This window comes from Acinetobacter septicus, assembly GCF_019355975.1.
GTDB classification, from domain to species: Bacteria; Pseudomonadota; Gammaproteobacteria; order Pseudomonadales; family Moraxellaceae; genus Acinetobacter; species Acinetobacter ursingii.
In genome coordinates this window covers 2,426,473-2,445,090 of record NZ_CP079898.1, presented here as the reverse complement: position 1 = coordinate 2,445,090, position 18,618 = coordinate 2,426,473, and the positions used below count along the sequence as shown (strand labels likewise).

Annotated in this window: 16 protein-coding genes and 1 pseudogene; 2 read left to right on the top strand and 15 right to left on the bottom strand. The window is 39.6% G+C overall.

The annotated features are described in order from the left end of the window. Nucleotides 1-108: 108 nt before the first annotated feature. Entirely contained in the window at nt 109-777 is a 669-nt protein-coding gene (locus I6L31_RS11645) for an IS1595 family transposase (RefSeq protein ID WP_005000992.1), read from the top strand. A gap of 88 nt (nt 778-865) precedes the next feature. Here I6L31_RS11645 and I6L31_RS11640 read toward each other — a convergent pair. From I6L31_RS11640 to I6L31_RS11570, 15 genes and pseudogenes are all read right to left on the bottom strand, one after another. After that, nucleotides 866-1,768: pseudogene (locus I6L31_RS11640) on the bottom strand (DUF932 domain-containing protein); the annotation flags it as partial. A 149-nt stretch (nt 1,769-1,917) separates the two neighbouring features. Continuing rightward, entirely contained in the window at nt 1,918-2,295 is a 378-nt protein-coding gene (locus I6L31_RS11635; protein WP_005000979.1) for a hypothetical protein, read from the bottom strand. Continuing rightward, entirely contained in the window at nt 2,279-2,980 is a 702-nt protein-coding gene (locus I6L31_RS11630; protein ID WP_005000977.1) for an alpha/beta fold hydrolase, read from the bottom strand. Before I6L31_RS11630 ends, I6L31_RS11635 begins: the two co-directional genes overlap by 17 nt. Continuing rightward, nucleotides 2,977-3,522: a PAAR domain-containing protein gene (locus I6L31_RS11625; RefSeq protein WP_005000973.1), complete on the bottom strand. Its 546-nt coding sequence runs from the start codon at nt 3,520-3,522 to the stop codon at nt 2,977-2,979. The genes I6L31_RS11630 and I6L31_RS11625 overlap by 4 nt, the downstream gene beginning before the upstream one ends. Next, entirely contained in the window at nt 3,523-5,064 is a 1,542-nt protein-coding gene (locus tag I6L31_RS11620; RefSeq protein WP_005000971.1) for a hypothetical protein, read from the bottom strand. A 7-nt stretch (nt 5,065-5,071) separates the two neighbouring features. Further along, nucleotides 5,072-5,965 (bottom strand): hypothetical protein, encoded by an 894-nt coding sequence (locus I6L31_RS11615; RefSeq protein ID WP_035271567.1) that lies wholly within the window; start codon nt 5,963-5,965, stop codon nt 5,072-5,074. Between the two features lie 43 nt (nt 5,966-6,008). Beyond that, nucleotides 6,009-6,797: a hypothetical protein gene (locus I6L31_RS11610; RefSeq protein ID WP_035271565.1), complete on the bottom strand. Its 789-nt coding sequence runs from the start codon at nt 6,795-6,797 to the stop codon at nt 6,009-6,011. A 152-nt stretch (nt 6,798-6,949) separates the two neighbouring features. Then, the gene (locus I6L31_RS11605; RefSeq protein WP_035271563.1) at nt 6,950-7,855 is read right to left on the bottom strand and encodes a DUF2515 family protein; all 906 of its coding nucleotides are present in this window, start codon (nt 7,853-7,855) and stop codon (nt 6,950-6,952) included. Nucleotides 7,856-7,947: 92 nt separating this feature from the next. Next, nucleotides 7,948-10,716: a type VI secretion system Vgr family protein gene (locus I6L31_RS11600; RefSeq protein WP_005000965.1), complete on the bottom strand. Its 2,769-nt coding sequence runs from the start codon at nt 10,714-10,716 to the stop codon at nt 7,948-7,950. 491 nt (nt 10,717-11,207) lie between these two features. Continuing rightward, a complete protein-coding gene (locus I6L31_RS11595) occupies nt 11,208-12,107 on the bottom strand; it encodes a SphA family protein (RefSeq protein ID WP_005000964.1) in 900 nt (299 codons plus the stop codon). Nucleotides 12,108-12,211: 104 nt separating this feature from the next. Then, on the bottom strand, nt 12,212-12,856 hold the full coding sequence (locus tag I6L31_RS11590; protein WP_005000961.1) for a CoA transferase subunit B: 645 nt from the start codon (nt 12,854-12,856) through the stop codon (nt 12,212-12,214). Further along, a complete protein-coding gene (locus I6L31_RS11585; RefSeq protein ID WP_005000960.1) occupies nt 12,853-13,566 on the bottom strand; it encodes a CoA transferase subunit A in 714 nt (237 codons plus the stop codon). The genes I6L31_RS11590 and I6L31_RS11585 overlap by 4 nt, the downstream gene beginning before the upstream one ends. A gap of 13 nt (nt 13,567-13,579) precedes the next feature. Then, on the bottom strand, nt 13,580-15,139 hold the full coding sequence (locus tag I6L31_RS11580) for a bifunctional 3-(3-hydroxy-phenyl)propionate/3-hydroxycinnamic acid hydroxylase (RefSeq protein WP_005000958.1): 1,560 nt from the start codon (nt 15,137-15,139) through the stop codon (nt 13,580-13,582). Between the two features lie 13 nt (nt 15,140-15,152). Next, nucleotides 15,153-16,115 (bottom strand): VOC family protein, encoded by a 963-nt coding sequence (locus I6L31_RS11575; RefSeq protein WP_005000957.1) that lies wholly within the window; start codon nt 16,113-16,115, stop codon nt 15,153-15,155. 61 nt (nt 16,116-16,176) lie between these two features. Further along, the gene (locus I6L31_RS11570; RefSeq protein ID WP_005000955.1) at nt 16,177-17,013 is read right to left on the bottom strand and encodes a fumarylacetoacetate hydrolase family protein; all 837 of its coding nucleotides are present in this window, start codon (nt 17,011-17,013) and stop codon (nt 16,177-16,179) included. Nucleotides 17,014-17,263: 250 nt separating this feature from the next. Here I6L31_RS11570 and I6L31_RS11565 point away from each other — a divergent pair, with 250 nt between their 5' ends. Further along, complete coding sequence (locus I6L31_RS11565) at nt 17,264-17,959, top strand: TetR/AcrR family transcriptional regulator (protein WP_010588970.1); 696 nt, start codon at nt 17,264-17,266, stop codon at nt 17,957-17,959. Nucleotides 17,960-18,618: the final 659 nt, after the last annotated feature.

Here is an 18,618-nt window from a genome sequence, read left to right as displayed (position 1 = left end):
CAATCTCTCTATAGATTGATTTAAAGGAAAAACTGAAACTATTGGTTGGATTTTGCTATACATTTTTTTAGGAGCTGTAGTAGATTAGAAGTGTGATAGTCTACTTTTATGAAGATAACTAGATGTAAATTAAGTAAAAAAACTCAAAGAAAACTACTTGAGTTTTTTATTGCAGAGGTAACCGCTAGAACAGCAGCAGATTTACTCGGTATTCAACCTAATTCTGCTGCTTTGTTTTATAGGAAAATACGCCAAGTCATCATGTATCATCTTGACCAAGATGCCATAGAGGTTTTTGAGGGACAAATTGAGCTAGATGAAAGTTATTTTGGTGGTGTTCGTAAGGGAAAACGTGGGCGTGGAGCTGCGGGAAAAGTAGCTGTATTTGGTATGCTTAAACGTGGTGGCAAAGTTTACGTCAAGATTGTTCCAGATACAAAGACAGCGACCTTACTGCCAATAATTACTAGAAAAATTGCTCCAGATAGCATTGTTTATACAGATAGCTATCGTAGTTATAATGCCCTTGATGTCAGTGATTTTAGCCATCATAGAATCAATCATTCAGAAAAATTTGTTGAGGATAAAAATCATATCAATGGTGTTGAAAATTTCTGGAATCAAGCAAAACGAGTACTAAGAAAATATAATGGTATTGACCGAAATGCCTTTATATTGTTTATTAAAGATGAGAAGCACTGCTTCGCAAGATTTCGATTCAACTATGGCAGTCCAAAAGAGCAGCTAAAACCTCTACTCATTTGGACAGATATTTAAGCTTATCTACTACAGCCCCTAGATTTTTTTTTAAAATGCAGAAAGAATTCCATCACTGCAATTCATTCTTTCTGCTTAGCCCATCAATCTATGCAATCATTCTTAATGCTTGTTCCAAACCTCGTTGTTTAATCGCAGCCCCCATACCAAACCATGTCGAATCTAGCCTGTGATCCTGACTCATAGCTCGGCGTTCGTGATCACAGTATTCTGTTACTGCACAAAGTAAACCATAGGCGGTGTCTTTCGCTGAGCTGAGTTCAGCACCACGGCCTTGACCATTAAACATTTGCATGACTTTGCTTAAGGCACGGCCATTAGGTTCTGATTTACTCTCAGATTTGGCTGCGACATTTTGGTAGAACTGAATGATGCTGTCCTCCTGTTCCATCACGGTGAGATTGGTATTGTTAAACACTGCCTCAAAGTAAGCTGCGGCTTGAGTCTGGCTGACTTTTCGTTGACTGAGTTGTTTCATCTGATACATGTGTTCATTCCATCCTCGTACTGAAATTCCCAGTTGTTGTTTGACTTTGTCGGTATCAAAGCGGGTACTGTGTGGCACTTTCACCACACCCACATTGCTATTTTGTCCTTTCAGTGCGATGGCTAAAGTGTTATTACACACCACACGGATCGAAGTGAATTGTGCGGTGGTAGCTAAGGTTTCATCACAAGCAGTAGCCAGTAGAATATAGCCATTACTGACATCCTTACCTTTTAAGGCGGTGCTCTGTCCAGTCCTCGCCAAAGCCCAGAATTTCTTCCCACCTTTGAGTACCCCTGCGGTTTCCAGTTCAAAACCTGATTGTTCAGTCAGATCTCGATAAAATTCCAAGATTGAATGTGGTTGGACTTCCTGAAAGCGTTGGCTGACCACCGATAAAGGCGCGTGAGTATCAGATCGATAGAGGACTCGTTGTTCTTCAAACGGTAGAATGATGTTTTGTCCTTTATCATTCTTTGCCATATAGCTGACATCTAAAGATTCATCAACACTGTTTATACAGCTCTCAACATACTTTATTCAGCTTTGTAGCACTCATTTATTTTTTTATTTAAGTCCATAAAAATCCAGTAGACTTACCCTTCCCTTTTGAAACTCTAACTCAAAGTCAAAATTTCTGTGATTCCTGACATTTATCTTATTTCAACAGCTATTTCCTGTGCTTTTTTATCTTTTTCTACACAAATACTAATATGGTTTGATGACCATATAAATGAAACGATGATGATCAAAAGACAAATTAAAATATAAATTAAATTATTTCTGGTTCGCCATACTTTTATATACCAATATAGAAATAGGAGAATATGCAATACAGGGATAAAGCTTAATATAAATGCAACTGCTGTCCATACAACCACTCTACCAACTGTTACATCAGCAAATGTAATGGTTGAGTTGAGTACCTTGACCAAAAAAATAAGCCATATAATTGTGAGCAACGACCATGAACCAAGATAAAGGATTAAAAAAAAATTCTTCTTCACAGACTTACTATTCCAAACCTTCATTTTTAATCCTTTTAGCGAGTTCTGCCCAACGTCTTGGGGAATCAGGAACTACATGTGCATAATAAAAATGTCCTTCCGCTTTATTGTTATTCATTTGTGTTCCAAGCAAAGGGGCATTTTTAACAAGATCGAAAAAACTCATCCCAGCATAAATAGGGTCACCATGTTCAGTTAAATCTATAACACTTACCTTTTTGATATTTTTATGATTTTTTAACATCGATAAAAAATCAGCATCTATGGGAGAACCAATCAAAACCAAATGATCAACCATATAACCAAGGTTTGCATAAGATTTTGCAGTTTGTGCTGCAAGCATGGAACCGTAAGAATAGCCAACCAAATTAAACTGCTTTGCTGCACTGGTCGGAGTAGGTGGGTAAACTCGCCAATCATCAGTTCCATCATCATTTTTGATCATCACCCCTGTACGTGCAGCATCCATTAATGTGCCTATAGTGCTAGGTACGTTTCTCGTTGCGGTATTCCCCAACCCTGACCATATATAGTGAATTCCTGCATCTGTAAATGCTTGAGTCATTGGTTTTAAATATGGTCCATCCAATCCGGCACCACCCCAAAACACTGTACCACGTGGTTTATTGACGGGAATTACTGTCTTAGTACCTGTATCTGACTTTAATACGAGTGCGCTACTGCCAGTGCCTACAATTAGAGGTATCATTTTGATTGTTCCTCATAATTCTCAGGATAAACCTCTATCAACACTTCTAACTTTTTAGATGCTGTCATTAATTGGGCTTGTCCTTGGCTATCTGTTTTCCCTGTAATTGTTTTACCATCCATGATTATTTTATAAAATCGATCCGCAAGTGGCATCTGAGTGAACTCATCTACCAATACAAATTGATGCTCATAGGTCTTTTCAGAAACATTACTTTGTGCCACTACATTGTCAGTATTTGATTTTGTTGAATTACTACTAGAACCCGTTCCAACCAGATCAACTGACTGAGTCGCCATCACGATATGATTTCCAGGGCAACCACATTGAACCTTACATCCATGATATGCAACTCCAATATTCTGCACCAGTTGAAGATTACTTGCCTGCACGATAGAGCCCATTTTTTTACAGACTGGACAAAAAAATTTATCACCTAATCGGATAATATTCTTGCCACTAGATTTGCGTGCAGTTTGAGACGGAATCATGCGTCCGCCTGTAGTGGTTGGATCACCTTCTACAATAATGGGTTGGGACATTTAGCTGACCTCTCCTAATTCAGTCTCTGATTCATCAAGTAATTTTTTAGGAGGTGTAAGCAACCAACTCAACCCAAGTTGATTTCCAGTATTGTTAATAAGTATAGATTGCTTTTGCTCTTCCGCCGTATTTGCAAGTGCAAGGGTTAATGAAAAGCCTGGAGCCATCGCAGAAGTATCATTTAATATAGGACTTATGGAAACGATTTGATCATCTTCAATCTGAAAATGACTAGATACAGAAGTAAGCTCAACTAAAGAGTTAGTCTGTGTTGCACCATGATCAGTAAATAAGAGCTCATCCATTTCAAACAGTTTATCTTGATTATTAAAATTGTATGCTTGCTGAAGATGTAGTATCACCTGTACTAAGTTCTCTGCAATGGTTGGATCCTGTTGAGCTGTTGAATGCCTGTGTTGATACCGAACAGGTACACTAATATTAGCAATAGGTTCTAGTTCAGTTGTTAGGAATTGATCAGCAAAGAGTACTGCAAAGCCTCCTTCTGAAGGATTTACTGCTTTTTTTTCGCCCTCGAATTTAATGTCAAGGTACTGTTGATCAATCCATGAATCTATTCCCATCATTAAAAGAAGTTGAGGATGCTTGTCATGGTCATGATTAGAGTGTTTCAACAATGCATCATAAATTAATCGTTGGGTATCATCACTATTCTCAACATCAACAATATGATAGCTAAGCTCATGCTGCTCCCCCATATCTAACAAATTTAAATGCTGCTTTAGAATATCAGAGAGTATATTTCTTTCTATTTCCAATATATGAGTAGGTAATATAAACAACACTTTCAAGCTCGGAAGAGGACGATATATAGCAGGAGTTTCTTCTGATATCGACTTCTTAGTCTGTGATATCCATTCAGGATGTAACCGTGCTTGATGAGCTGACTTAGTATTTTCCTCTAGATCTGAGTCCAATTTTTTAATATCAATACTTAGAAAAACCAAAGAAAGTTCTCTGAATAAATGAGCCATAATCTGCTCAACTCTTTTCGAACGATCAGTGAAAAGTGGTCTCGATGCTAAAGACTCCGACAAGTTTTCCTGTTTTAAAAATGCCTTTTCCTGATTATTCAGTGCTGGCATAGCTTGGATACGCCGACTTAAATAAGGATAAGTATTTTGAAATTTTAATATTGGGTCCGGCTCTGCAAGTGTATTGCTTCGTAATGAAGCCATAGCCTGTGTTACGTCATTTCCAAAAGGTGTTACAAGCGCTGTTGCTAAAATAGAGAGCGGTTGTTTAACCTCTAAGCTAAAAGGTTCTGCCAGAGGTAAATCCCGCTCTTCTTCAACAACAGGCGACACTACTGGATGATTTGCTTTCTTTTTTATATAAGAAAATAAGTAAGTGAGAGCATAGAAGCCAAATACCAACGCCAAGGGTGCCACGATCAGCATCTTTATGAGTAGTGATGCCGATACATCTAGGTGTATATCCTTCCAGTAGCTAATGACAATCCAGTCAAAAATAAGCAAAACCATAAGCGCAAATATAAGCCAACGTATACCTTTAGACATAAATGGCTCACTTTTTACTTACTAATGGTGGATCTTGATAGCTTTCATCAATCATGATTCCTTGGGCTTTAAGTTCGGCTTCCTTTTCAGCGCGAATCTGATTCATTTCTTTTTTGATGCCTGGATATAATGTAACCCAACGCGCAGCATTGATTTCCCATTTTTTTAGATCATCATCTTTAAAATAAGGGGCATAGTATTCTTTTTCTGATACAAATTCATAACTAATATAATAAGCTCCAGATTTTTTAGGATCCATTTTACTTTGATCGCGGCGCATTGTAATAGTCACATAAATTCCATTGGCTTGTAACAGCCAACGTGAACCATCTTTCAATTGCATCCATTCATCTAAGGTATAAGCATAGTCTGGATCAAGTTCATAAGTATGCTTACTTGCATAAGTAATAGTATCCTTACCAACAAGTCTCGGTGAGGATAATTCAATGACTCTTTGCCATCCTTTCTGCTTTAAATGTTTAAAAATGGACAAAATTTCAAGTCGAGCTTGGTCATGTCCCATGGTATTGTTATTGGTTAAACTAGCACCGATATTGTTGTAACTATTAACGATTCCATTATTACCAGCAGTTGCCGTTTGCACACTAATTACATGATGTAAAGTAATGGTATTTGGACCATGCTCAATCACAACATCAATTGGATTTTTATGCCATTGTTGATTATAAAAAGTGGTGCTCGACGTTGGCAAAGGATTATCAGAATTTGCTTTCGTACGGGCAACAAATTGTGCGCCTGTTTCTTTATTAAAATATAAGGTTAAAGGATTCGTACTGTTTTGATTGCCACTATCGGAGGGAATATGTTGGTCGGTACAGGCGCTCAAGAAGACACTTCCCAGCAATAAATACAGCCCAAGAAAATATCGTATCACCCGCATTGCTCTATGCCCCAACAGCCAATCCCACCCCATAGTGAATACCTTACTTTTTACTCACCAACGGTGGATCTTGATAACTTTCATCAATCATAATTCCTTGTGCTTTAAGTTCGGCTTCCTTTTTAGCTCGTATTTGATTCATTTCTTTTTTGATGCCTGGATATAATGCAACCCAACGTGCTGCATTGATTTCCCATTTTTTTAGATCATCATCTTTAAAATAAGGGGCATAGTATTCTTTTTCTGATACAAATTCATAACTAATATAATAAGCTCCAGGTTTTTGGGGGTCCATTTTACTTTCATCGCGGCGCATCGTCATAGTCATATAAATCCCATTGGCTTGTAATAACCAACGTGAACCATCTTCTAACTGCATCCACTCATCTAGGGTATAAGGGTAGTCTGGATCAAGTTCGTAAAATTCTTTTTGGGCATAATCCCATGCATCTTTACCAGTCAATCTAGGCTCAGATAAACTAATATAACGTTGCCATCCTTTATCTTTTAAATGTTTAAAAATGGACAACATTTCAAGTCGAGCTTGGTCATGACTCATACTGTTTTCATCAGTTAGGCCAGCACTGATAGGATCATAACCTGTCACCATGAAGTTATAGTTTTTTCCAACCCCAGTTTGTACCCCGATTACATGATGCAGAGTAATACTATTCGGCCCATGCTCAATTTTAATATCAATCGGGTGATTATCCCAATCCAGATTATAAAAGGTGGTACTCGACGTTGGCAGAGGATTAGACGAATGTGCCTGCGTACGTGCAGCAAATTGTGTGCCCGTTTCTTTATTAAAATATAAAGTTAAAGAATTCATACTTTTTTTATTTCCATTGTCACGTGGTAAATGGTCATTACTACAAGCTGTTAAGAGTAGGAAGAACAACAGTAAGCATGACTGTACTAAGTGCCTTATCATTTTCATTGCAAATCCTATTGGTCAAAATTTTGTAGTTAAACCTAGTTTGATTACTCAAATAAGTCTTTATAGTCCACCCAACCCGCGATGGTCTTGAGTTCATTTTCCATATAGGTGATATCACTTTGGAACTGTGCTCCTTGCATTAACCCATGAAATTGCTTAGCGGCACTTGTAATCCATTTCATCCTACTCGCAAAGTTCTCCAAAACAGTATCATCTGGAGCAACCGACTCTAGTCTCGAGTCATCGGTACTACATGCATGAGAAAAAACCAGTTTGAGCGTTGGTGATACCTGCTTTACCCCTGGCCAGCGTTGTCTACCGACCCATTTAGCAAAATCTTTATCTTCATAAATCAAAGGCTGTAACACATTACCTTGTTCATGCTTGGCAATTGCCATCAGGTGTTTGAATTGAATTGAAGGGCGTCGAGTTTGATTTGCTTCCTCCTCAAACTTTTGTACCAATTCCATGCCTTCTTCAATATTCGGATTAGATTTTAAGTTGTTAATTTTAGGGAGGGCTTCTTCCGCCCACGGCATTTTTGCCAATACTGCCCTGACCTCTGGTACACACTGATCCGCACCTCGTTGTAATTGGCAAATGTTAAAACTGCTTTTATAGTTATTCCAATACCAGTGCCAACATACAATATCCATAAATAACCAGAAATTACCTTTACCCAATCCTTCGTTCACAGTACTTAACACTGCAACTCGTGGATCAGCCAAAGAGCAGGCAACTGTTTTGCTAGCAAAAGCACCCAAAGCCATCCAATAATAACGACCTTTAAGTTTAGGGTTACCACCAACTTCGGTTTCCAAATAAAAGCGTGCATAGGTTGCCGCAATTCTTTTGGCACGCGTGTTGTAAATTTTTGATAAAACTATTTTATTTCCATCTTTTTTATTAGACAGTCGCACATAAGCAAATTGCTGTGCCATTGACCACATGTGGTCACAATTAACAGAAATATTTTTGCATGAGTCCTGATTTTGATTGGTTGTACTTGTCTGGGTCACATTCTTCTCTCATTCAGCTAAAATCATTCTTGCTCTGTATCTTCATCCATGAGTTCATACCAAACAGGCTCGAACTGGACTTGCTGTTCAGCCTGAGAAAACACTTTGGTCGAATGACCAGTATCGACAGTCTCACCTATAATTTCAGTATCCGATCCTGTAATTTTGTAAGGCAGGTTGCTAATTACGTTACCCGCCGGATCTAATACTTTAAAGACCTCGTTATAAGTCAATACATTTTGAAAGGCAGGTAAAGGAAGATTGAGCGTAGCAGCGCCCAAAGTATTAAAGATTTGAGATTTAACTTCGACAATCGCAGGGCTACCTATTTCAATTGAACCGTCAGATTTGATCTTAATATAACCACCGCTTTTATTTCCTAGCGTTATTTCATTTTGTGCTGCGATGGTAATTGAACCCTGACTGCTCGTAATTGACATATCTTTTAAGGCAGCCAGTTGTAATGCATCATTTTGCGCCTGAATCTGTACTTCCCCCTGATTAGCTAAAGCTTTCAGACCACCTTGTTGAGCATATAGACTTATACCGCTGACGCTATTTGCTGTCAGTTGCCCCATGCTGTTCAGATCTATTTGTTGATTCGCAATCATTGTGATGCTTTCACCAGCATTGTAACTATGACTTTTAGGGCTAGTTACTGCTATCCCTGTAGGGGTACTGATTAAAATATTCGGCTTAGCCATACTCTTCAGTTGGTCATCAAGTTGCTGTTTTAAGCTTGGATAACGCATATAACCATCTTTAGGATCAGCCTTTGCCTGAGTTGCGCCTTTTTGTAACACCTTGATTTGATTTAAGGCTTGTTCAAGCTGTTGGATTGCAATATCGATATCGAGCTGCTTACCCTCGGCATTGCTTTGTATGTCTGTGCCAAGAAATAAACCTTTTGCAGCCCGAATTGCGCCCCAATCATCCGTCCTTAATTCAAACCCTTCTCCACGACCATCACTTGTCGCACCTTGTTTAGGGTGACTTAAGTTGCCAAGATTCAATTGCGTGGCACCATGGCTACTATGTAACTGCGCACTGATTTGTCCTGTAGTGTCATCAAAACGAAGTTGATTGTAGCCTTCTCCTCCGACTTCTTTGGAACGAATACCGCTAAGTTTTTTGGTGTCAGGCAGTTGACCTTTGATATCAAACTTAGTCGGTGAGCGTTGGGCTTCATGGATTCTTCCCGTAACAAAGGGACGGTCAATGTTGCCGTCAAAGAAGTCGATCACCACGATTTCCCCGATACGGGGTAAGAAACGAACGCCATAACCCTCACCCGCCCATGGAGTCAGGACATCCACCCATGCGGAATCAGTATCACTGTCATTCCTGCCTGCGCCACCATCGTGTTGATGGTCTTCATTTCTGGTAAAGAGAAAGCGGACTTTAATACGTCCCCATTCATCGACATAGATTTCTTCTCCTTGTGCACCCACAACTCTGGCGCGTTGCACATGAGCAGTCGCACGATGTTGTAGTGGATCATATTCTGGTACAACATCAATGCTACGGCGTACTAAAGTCATTTCATTGGCTTGGCGTTCTTGTTGGCTGTCTTTGCTGCTTTGCCAATGGCTCAGGCTGAGTAGTTGTTCAACTTGGTTGTGGATGTCTTTAGGGAGATTATTCTGGTTGTAAAAACGTTTGCTCAGAATCAGAAATTCTTTGTCATTTTGACTATGGTTTTTCTCTAATTCAGGATGATCAATAAGTTGGAACCAGTATCCAACTTGGGTATCGCGTACGCTGCTGCGCGCAATAAATGATTTGGCTTGTAATGCTTGATATTGATTCAATTGTTTATTAAGTTTTTCGAGTTGGCTATTGCCCGAAGTAGTGGCTTGGTCTTCACCATTCAGATCTGTGATCCATGCTGGAGAAATATTCCATGCCTGTTCCAGACTTAAGCTTTCGTTATCACGTTGTTGACTATGTTGATGGGTGCTTAAGACTGAGCCACTAGCATCTTCTTGGCTTAAGCTATCGGCTTGCCAACGTTGCACATATATGGCGGTCGGTTGCAGTTGACGTTGTGCGATAAAACTGGTGATGCTGTCTTGTTGTTCGGTGGCATTACTACGATGGTAACGAATGGAACGGCGTTGCAATGCTTGAAAGTAGCTATTGTCATCCATGAGGCGAAGTTTTTGTGCTTGAATTTCTTGCCCTTGTACAGCAACCAAATAACTGTCTTCATCAATCAACCAGTTGATAGATTCCTCACGCATTAAGCGTGTTAAATAAGCGTAGTCACTCTCATTGGACTGCATGGAAAATGGACGAATATCATAGTCTTTACTGAGTCCACTACTGTCGAGCTTGAGACTGGCTGCAAACAGCGGACTTTTGTTCTGCCATTCTTTAAAGATGATTTCAATAATTTCAATCGCGCTTTTACTCATAAAGACACGACTATTACGGCGTTTATGCCATAGACTCGTGGCATCTTGTAAGGTGAGACGGTACAGGCTCAGTGCACCATCACTTTGTCCCTGACTGGCACCTGTGATAATGCCTGTGGTTCGATACAGTTGCCCTATATCGGTAACTTGGTCGACTGCAACCTGACAGCCTATAAATTGTTTGAGCGGAATATAAGGATTGGTTGAGAGGCAAATCAACTCGGCAGAGAGACCTTCATTCATGGCATGATAACCGTCAATGCGTTGCAACATGACTTGATGATTCAGTTCTTGATTTGAAAATTGAATACTGATTGCACGTTTTTGTTGGTTAAATCCCAGTTGGTCAAGAATGCCAAAAATATGATTCAACATTATTGTAAGTGGCCTTATTATTGATCAAAAAAGGCTACCAGAACGACCTGTCTATATCAATTTAAGTTATTTTGTCTTTTTGTTTCAGCTCATGCAAAAGCTTTTTATAGGATCGCAACGAAGAGCAAATTAATGAAATAATTTATTTGTGTTGAAGAAGCTTTGAATCATTGCATACAAAAGAGCTTAAATTGTTAAATATCAAATGAATGAATCGCTAACTTTTTTTACTGTTATATTTGTCACTTGAATCCGCTCATTGTTTAAACCACATCCACATGAATAACTCAGATCATCAGCTCCGCAGCGAAGCTCACGCTCACTGTCGAGATATATTGTGCCTTTTGAAGAATTCGAATATTAATTTCATAACAATCGACATCAACTTTGGCAGCCCATTCACACCAATGCGAAGCTCTAGCGGAGAGTAAAAAACTATGGTCATTCGATTTTACTCTCCGCTATTTTTAACCAAAAAACCTCAATATCCCTTAAAAACTCCAAACAAATTTCAGCCATGTCGAACCACCTTTAGTGCGGTTTTCAACCTGATCTTCAAATAAATACTTGCCTTCTAAAAACCACTGTCTGGATGGATGATAAGAAACCGCTGGACCGTAAGCGAGGACTTGGGCCTTACTATCTTGAACCTTAACAAAGTCACGCTTATCGTCTGTGAACTGTTTTAATGCGTATCCTTGTAAGCCCAGTGTCAGATCAGGTCTGACCTGATAACTCAAATTATAATCAAATGCAAAATAATCCCCTGATTTATAATGGGTATCATCATTTTTCTCGTTGATACTATAGGACATTTTGGTAGAAAGATCCCAACCTGAAGCCGTCATATAGCTATAGGCAAACATCGGCCGAAAGGTGTAATAATTCTTACTGATATTGGCAATAACAGGCTTAGGACTGTTCTTATCATAGTCGCCAGTAGGAAAAACATTTTCAAGCGCCACGCCCCAATGGTGATTACCATGATGCCATGCCAATAAAGGTGCAAAGACAAAATCTCCAAGCCCTTTATTACTATCTGAAAATCCCGCTGCTGATAATCGAACATCCACAAAGGGCTGGATACCATAAAATCCCAATTGTCCGCCCAACAGTTTCTGATCCGTCATCCATACCAACCGTGCCACTAAAGCATTTGCATCCAGATGGAAATCTGGAACACTCGTATTTCCATGTTGATCAAGCATTTTGTCTGCATGATAATTCTGATAATAAGTAATGAGATAAACACCTTTAGGGGGTAAATTGCCTGCCATCGTACCTTCTGCACCTAAAGCAGCAGAATCCGAGCCATTTTCAATTGCATAGCTATTTATACTCATTACAGTCAGTAAAAGACCACAGCATAGATTACGTTTATTTTTAAACATGATAGATTCCCTTTTTCACACGTGAGATAACCTGCAAGATGTCCTATCTCGCTTAAAGGCTATCGTCACTATTTTTGTTTTATGTTGTCTGAAACACTTTGGCTTTATGCTGTGCACACTTCTATAAGTAGGTTGGCATCTGTTGCTGCCAAAATTTCTTCGACTGAAACGTCATGGGCTAATTCAACGAGCTTAAATCCTTCTTGTGTGATATCAATGACCCCTAAATCGGTAATTACACGCTGTACCACCGCTTTACCCGTTAAAGGCAGTCGACATTGCTGAAGTAGTTTCGATTGACCGGATTTTGCACGATGCTCCATCAGAACGATGACTTTTTTGACCCCAGCCACCAAATCCATCGCACCACCCATCCCTTTAACTTTATGACCCGGCACCATCCAGTTCGCCAAATCACCCTGCTCTGATACTTCCATACCGCCTAAGATGGCGACATCAATATGCCCACCACGGATCATGGCAAATGAAGCTGAACTCCCAAAAAAAGATGCACCCGGCTTCGCGGTCACCGTTTGTTTGCCTGCATTGATTAAATCGGCATCCACCGTTTCCTCTGTAGGAAACTCTCCCATGCCCAATAATCCATTTTCAGATTGCAGCCAAATCTCGGCTTCATCAGGAATATAGTTTGCGACTAAGGTCGGCAGACCAATGCCCAAATTGACATAAAAACCTTCTTGCAGTTCTTTGGCAGCACGTTGTGCCATTTCTTCTCTTGACCAACTCATGCGAAGACTCCTGCAATGTGCTTTAACATCATCTGTTCAATTCGTTTTTCGGGATTAGGATTGTGTACGATTCGTTGTACATATACGCCCGACAAATGCACCTCATCAGGATCCAACTCTCCCACCTCAACCAATTTCTCAACTTCAGCAATGGTAATTTTGCCTGCTACCGCACAGTCGGGATTAAAGTTTCTTGCTGTTTTTCTAAAGATCAGATTACCAGCTCGATCTGCTTTATAGGCTTTAACCAATGCGATGTCTGCGGTTAGAGATCGTTCCAGTAAATATTGTTCTCCATCAAACTCACGTATTTCTTTATTTTCAGCAATTATCGTTCCGACCCCAGTTCGGGTATAAAATGCAGGAATCCCTGCACCGCCTGCTCTTAATTTTTCCGCAAGTGTGCCTTGAGGAGTTAATTCAACCTCTAACTCGCCATTTAATAATTGACGTTCAAACTCCTGATTATCTCCAACATACGAAGCAATCATTTTTTTAATTTGTCGGGTTTGTAATAACATGCCTAGACCGTAATCATTCATCCCTGCATTGTTTGAGATACAGGTCAGCCCTGTTACTCCACTATCACGTAATGCACGTATCAGCGTTTCGGGAATACCACAAATTCCAAAACCACCCACTGCAATCGTTATGTCATCTTTTACAATATCCGCCAAAGCTGTTTCGGCATCTGCATATACTTTTCTCATGGCATGTCCTTATTCAAGCCAGCGCATAATCGGCTGAAGTGCGATATTGCTGCATAGTTTCTTCAAAATATTCAATCAAATCGCCAATCTGCTGACGCTGTTCAACCGCACCAAAAATATAAAAATCAGGGCGAATTAACATGGCTTGAATATGGTGTTGTTGCATGAAGTTGACAATAAATTGCGTGCGATCTGATGACTGTTTATCCAGTAAATCAACTACGACCAAACCTTCAGGAATCCTCACATCCTCCGCAATAGCTTGTATAGTGAGAAGACTGAAATGTCCTGCAATCAAATCATCTAGACGACGTGTTTGTTCTCCACATTGTAAATAAGCATGTGGAGATAACTTCCCAGCAAGTTGTTGTGGATTAAATAATGGATGCTGAGCCAAAATTCCCTGTGTTAACTCTGGAAAATCTGGCATTGGAGGGACAAGGCCATCAAAGAAAGCCTGATCACGCTGCTGGGCTTCTTGCTGATCAGAAACGCAAATTATTTTGCCTAAAAACATCGAAAGCTCAATCACATCGTTGACATGCGGACTTCGTTCTTCAAAGTAGGTATCTAGAATGTTAGATTCATAATCACCATTGAGTACGCCTGAAATTTTCCACGTTAGATTCCATGCATCTCTAAAGCCAGCACACATTCCCTGCCCCATAAATGGTGGCATGACATGAGCCGCATCACCTGCAATCAGAATATGATCTTGACGCCATTTTTGTGAAATCAGTGATTTGAAGCTATACAGTTTAAAACGAATTAAGGTCGCCTGATCAGGCGTGACCCAAGGTTTAAGTAGCTCCCAAACCTTTACTTCATTTTCAATATCTTCGACCGATTCGTGGGGTAAGCGCATAAACTCCCAACGTCGCAGATATGCACCGTCATGAATCCCTGCTGGCGCAATCGTGGTTGGTCGTTCAGGATTACAATGCTGAATGGCTTCTTTAGGAATGTTATGACTGGCATCTCCATGCGGAATGATATCCACCACCAACCAATCGGCAGCAAAACCCTTATTAAACCAATCGGCATCAATACTTTGACGAACCAGACTATTGGCACCATCTGCTCCCACAACAAAACGTGCTGAATATTCTTCGAGCTGATCTGTCTCTAGATTTTTACAAACTACCTGTGCATGATGCTCGTCTTGTGAAACTTCCACGACTTCATAACCCAAATGGATATCAACATTTGATAATTTTCGAAGCTCTTCATCAATCAGCTTTTCAAAAGAAGGTTGATGAATAAAATTGACTTCTGAACCTCCTGAAATAGACTCTTTAGTCCAGTCAATGGTAATAAGTTCCTTCCAATCGGCATTGACCCATTGGTAAAGTTGTCCCGGTTGGATAATCGATTCAAGCGGTTTTTCCAAACCTAACGTCAGTAGCATTCTGCGCATTTCATGATCTATACAGATTGCGCGTGGTAAATGATAACGCTGAGTCCAGCGTTCAAAAATCGTAATATGATGACCTTTTTTAGCCAGATTTAAGGCCAGTACTGCACTAACTGGACCGAAACCTACAATGATGACATCCGTTTTTTGAATTTCCATGATTTAAATCCTTTTAAAATATAGGGGCTGTTGTTTCGTAGTTTTTTACAAAATCCTGTGGTGGATTTGGTCCCCATACGTACATTGAATCTTCGACAGGGTGATCAGCGGCAGGCCAATCATGGGTGTGCGGCACAAAGTCAATATCGTGTGAATATTCTGCGTAACTTCCCCATGGATCACGAACATAGTAAAAATAGTTTGATCCCAGAACATGGCGACCCAAGCCCCAACCTTGATGGTATCCCGCATGTTCCATTTGCTGTTTGCCTAAACCAACATCATCAATGCGATTCACATTCCAGCTTGAATGATGCAATCCATAACCATCTGATTTTGACAAAGCCAGCAGATGATGGTCACTTCCATGCGCGCCATGCAAAAATGCCACCAAACCACTGGATTGATCTGAGACTCGAAGCCCCAACACATCAATATAAAATTGCAATGTGCGATCAAAATCCTGTGTAAAGGTGAGAATATGTGACAAATGCGTCGGCTGAACCTGTGTAATCGCCTTTCGGTTGGATGCACGACCTACCAATGAAGACTCAACAGGATGAATAACTTGTGATTTTTGGTCGGGTGATACTTTTTCCGAAACGCATATTTGCAGTGCCAATCCATCTGGATTTTTGATCCAGATGGATGGATGATCAGAGGTCTCTAGCGGCGCAATGGTTTCAATATTTTGATCTTGAATACGCTGTTTAAACGCATCCAGATCTTCTGGATAAATACCAAAGCTAATCCATTGCAGCCTTTTTTTATCACCGCCTCGATAAACACGTGCCCAACGATGCTCATGACCGTAGGTATAAAGCTCAAGATAATCATTGGCTAATGATCTTTTGACATTTAATCCAAAAGCCTGATAAAAGTCATAAGCTTGTTGTAAGTCTGGCACACTAAAAACAAATTCCCAGACAGAATGAATGGCAAGCTGACCCGCTCGCTTGTAATGATGATTTAACACAGCGTATTCCTCGCTTTTTAAAATTTCTCAATCCATCAAGAAATCTTTATTTGTTTTTACATTAAACAACGACCTGTTTTTGTTGACCAAGTACATCACTTTCAATCGTGACGACGTCTCCTTTTTTCAGATAACGAGGAGGCTTCATGCCACCACCTACACCTGCGGGTGTTCCCGTAATAACAACATCACCTGGTAATAAAGTCATAAACTGACTCAAATAAGACAGCACTTCAGCAACCGAAAAAATCATGTCACTGGTATTTGCAGACTGCATCACTTCATCATTGACCTTCAATGAAAATTGGACACTTTGCGGATCCGTCAATTCATCTTGAGTCACTAACCATGGACCAATGGGACCAAAAGTCTCAAAACTTTTGCCTTTGCTCCATTGCCCATTTCGTTTAAGTTGCCAATCACGTTCAGAAACGTCATTTGCCAAGCAATAACCTGCGACATAGTCCAATGCTTCAGATTGTGGGACATTCTTTGCCGTTTTGCTTAATACAAAGCCAAGTTCAAGCTCCCAGTCCGTCGCAACCGAATTGGGTGGCAGTTCAATGTCATCGAATGGTCCACTTAAAGAAGTAATGGCTTTTTGAAAAACTACGGGTTCAGTTGGAAGATCTAAACCTGATTCTTTGGCATGTTCACGGTAGTTCAAACCGATTGCAACAAATTGACGGACACCAGTGACTGGGGTACCTAAGCGTTCAGTGGAATCTACTATTGGAAAGATGTCTAACGACAATTGATTAATCAGTGACAGCTTTTCAGGGGTTAACCATTCAGGATTCCAATCTGGAATGATTGAAGAGACATCACGGATATGACCTTGCGCATCGATAATCCCTGGCTTTTCTTGTCCTTTGGCGCCAAATCGTACTAGCTTCATGCTAAAATTCCCTTTATTGACATTTTGTCATTATGACATTTCATCATAATTATTCTAAATGAATTTGCTGTCAATCATTTTTTGATCAACTCATCGCAATAAGGCTTTACTCTTCTGATTTTTAAGTACTTATTTTTATAAAAATGTGAACAATAGCCTTGAATGTTTAAGGCTTACTGTGATTTATGGTTTTTTGTCTTATAATTCAAAAGCGTTAAAAATATCTTTTTTGCTTTATGTGAGTTATTCAATGACGGAACAAAAAAAACTGTCGAACCATCGCCATAAAGTTGCTTTAGAAAAAAAACAAAAAATGAAAAGTCACTTAATGCTGTCTGCCCTCGACTTATATTGTCAGAGCTCACCCGAAAAAGTTTTAGTGATTGATGATTTTGTAAAATATGCAGGCGTATCGAGAGGCACTTTCTATAACTATTTTTTATCCACCAATGAGTTACTGACTGAAATTTCAATGAATATGAGTGATGAAGTTCTTGAAATTATTGAACCCATCATTGCGGTACTTAATCACCCCATTGAGCGTGTAACTATCGCGACCCGATTATATTTGCGTTCTGCCATGCACTATCCAGTGTGGGGCAGGCTGATTACCAGTGTCGGCCCCAGATACGTTGTGCGTGATCGAAATGTTGCGAAATTCTTAACACGTGATCTGAAAAAAGCAGATGAACTCGGGCATATCAAAATTGAAGACTATCGTGTTACCCGCGATATGTTTTTAGGGTCAGTCTATTACTCTTTAGAAACTATGCTGACCGAAACAGTCGATCAACATTATCTTGGCTTGGTGATTAAAACTCTTTTAGGACATTTGGGCATTCAGCAAAATGAAGTGCAACGTTTATATCAATTAGAACTTCCTAGTGAAATTGAGATTACCACTCCTTTTTTTACGATCTTAAGGCAACATCAAATTAAAAGTTAAAGTCATAAAAACTAATGCCGAATTTCCCACTTGCATTAACTCTAAGATTGGGTGCTTATCATTGAATTTGACGAAAGATGCAGATTATATTTACATATAAATGCGAATCACCCCAAACAAGAAAAACTTTTTCAACTGAAGTGGTCAGTTTTAATCGACTATTGAGCACGACAATTCAATGAATGTACAAGCAGAAATTAGACAATAAGCTTCTAACTGGCGTAAAAGTATCAAAATTTATGCAAAAGCGGAGCTATTCGATAGCATCATTATTGAAGAAGATGATGCCCAAGTTTTGGTGAAAAAAACGACCGCTCCTACGCTTAAAAGTCTGGAGCAATATGGTCAAGTAATTTATATCAAAGCTCTTATCCAAACCTTTAGCACCCAGATTACGTTTGGGTTTTGGTTCTATTGCTTTAGATAAAATATCTGAGGGTGTGCAGCATTTAGCCGCCGTAGTCGAAGAGTATTCTTTATATAACGGATAGAAAGATTCAAAATTAAGCTAAGAAATCATTTAAAATCAATATAACACTGTTTCTAACGAATTTGAGCTAGTCAAAAATATCCATGACTAAAACTCCAAATTAATAGTGGCTTTTACCACAGTTTTTTAAGACAAAAAAATAAGAACCTGATCTCAATCAGGTTCTTAC